Source organism: Arthrobacter sp. HMWF013 (assembly GCF_003061105.1).
Taxonomy (GTDB): Bacteria; Actinomycetota; Actinomycetes; order Actinomycetales; family Micrococcaceae; genus Arthrobacter.
Genome location: NZ_QAIQ01000445.1, coordinates 1 through 2,206, shown reverse-complemented (window position 1 = coordinate 2,206; position 2,206 = coordinate 1). Strand labels below are relative to the sequence as shown.

General features: G+C 65.0%; 1 protein-coding gene and 1 pseudogene. One reads left to right on the top strand and one right to left on the bottom strand.

Annotation, left to right across the window (positions count from 1 at the left end):
* Window positions 1-478: pseudogene (locus tag DBR22_RS16045) on the bottom strand (hypothetical protein); the annotation flags it as partial.
* Between the two features lie 403 nt (window positions 479-881).
* On the opposite strand from DBR22_RS16045, the gene DBR22_RS16040 reads away from it, so the two are divergent.
* Window positions 882-2,206 (top strand): OFA family MFS transporter (locus tag DBR22_RS16040; protein ID WP_108599838.1); only part of this gene is annotated, 1,325 nt, incomplete at its 3' end.

The following is a 2,206-nucleotide window of genomic DNA, read 5'->3' as shown; positions in this document are numbered from 1 at the left end:
CGGTGACGGGGAATCCGGCGTCCCGTGAGTAGGTCTTCGTCGACGCGTTGTAGCTGAAACGGTGAAGCTCCGCGGACCCGGAGGTCACCGCCTCCTGGGATGGTGGCGAGCTCCACTCCGAGAGCACAGTCGAGCCCGACACGACGTAGAGCTTGGCGTCCTTTGCGTCCCAGAGCGCATCACCGCGCGCATTCGCCCGGGCATCAACGACCGTTTGCGTCTCCTGCCACGTCTGCGTAGCGACGTCGAGCTTGTGGATCTTGGTCGCATTCGCGGACGCGCTCCACAACAGCCCCCACCAGCTCCCGTCCTGGAACCAGAGCTTGCTCTGGGCCTTGTCCGCAGTGGGGGTGGTGACTCCGTCGCCTTCGTATGATGGCCCAGGCGTCCCGACATCGGCCGCCTGGGCGGTGACAGGAAGCGCGACAATGGCGGCCGCAGCGACTAACAGAGCGATGAAAAGGCGTAGTAGACGCATAGTTGGCCCTCGGAGTTGTGTCGGTGGACTAATTTCCTGCTGATCAGTGCAACTGCTGCAACCATGAATTCGCCGAAGCCCAGCTCAGGGCGATATTTATGCCGTCGGTGGAAGGCGGAGGCCATTTCATCACCTCCCGGAGGGATGAGCTTACGTCCGGCCGGCATACCCTGAGCCGGAGCGGAGCCAGATAGGGGAGGCTGAAGGGGGCATTACGTAGCCGTTAGGTAGGCGAACCTCAAGATCTGGCCCGCTCGTCGTGAATCTCCTACCGCTCGGCGCATTAATCGTATGTTTGCTTAGTATCTGCACCATGATTGCCGGAGGCGTTTTTCCCGTTGCGGGTCTTGCGCCTCCAGATCGCTGGACACCGACGTACAGCGACAGGCAAAAGGGAGCACATATGGGCTGGCTTGACCGTGAACGAACTGTTGCCCCGCCGGGATTCAACCGCTGGCTGGTCCCGCCCGCGGCGCTCGCCGTCCACCTCTGCATCGGCCAGGCGTACGCCACCAGCGTCTACAAGACGGCACTGGTCAAGCACTTCGGCGCCAGCCTCACCGAGATCGGCGTGATCTTCTCCATCGCCATCGTGATGCTTGGCCTCTCGGCCGCGATCATGGGCACCTGGGTGGACAAAAACGGGCCGCGCAAGGCGATGTTCACATCGGCCATGTTCTGGGCCAGTGGCTTCCTGATCGGCTCACTGGGCATCTTCACCAGCCAGCTGTGGCTCGTCTACCTCGGCTACGGCGTGGTGGGCGGCATCGGCCTGGGCATCGGCTACATCTCGCCGGTGTCCACCCTGATCAAGTGGTTCCCGGACAGGCCAGGCCTGGCCACCGGCATGGCCATCATGGGCTTCGGCGGCGGCGCGCTGATCGCCAGCCCCGTCTCCACCGCACTGCTGAAGATGTACGATCCCAACTCCGGTGCCCAGGGCTGGGTGGCCAGCGGGGACGCCGTCGGCAAGCTCTTCCTCACCCTCGCCGTCGTCTACCTCGCGTACATGCTCTTCGGCGCCTTCACCATCCGGGTCCCCGCCGAGGGCTGGAAGCCGGCTGGGTTCGACCCGTCCAAGGTCAAGGCCGCCACGCTCGTCACCACGGACAACGTCTCCGCCAGGAATGCCGTGAAGACCAGGCAGTTCTGGCTCGTCTGGATCGCCCTGTTCTGCAACGTCACCGCCGGCATCGGCATCCTGGAGCAGGCCGCGCCGATGATCCAGGACTTCTTCCGCCAGCCCGACGGCGTGTCCCTGGTCAGTGCCGCAGTTGCTTCCGGCTTCGTGGGGCTGCTCTCGATCGGCAACATGTCCGGCCGCTTCGCCTGGTCCGCCACCTCGGATGTGACCGGGCGGAAGCGCATCTACATGGTGTACCTCGGCGTCGGCGCGGTGCTGTACACGGTGCTGGCCCTGGGCGGATCCAGCAGCACGTTCCTGTACGTGGCGCTGGCGTTTGTCATCATCTCCTTCTACGGCGGCGGCTTCGCCACCGTCCCTGCCTACCTGCGGGATCTCTTCGGGACCTTCCAGGTGGGCGCCATCCACGGCCGGCTGCTGACCGCGTGGTCCGCTGCCGGCATCGCCGGTCCGCTGATCGTCAACGCGTTCCTGGACGCCCAGGGCAAACCCGGCCAGCTGGACGCCGCGTCCTACCAGCCGGCGCTGCTGACCATGGTGGGCCTGCTGGTGATCGGCTTCGTGGCCAACCTCCTGGTCAAGCC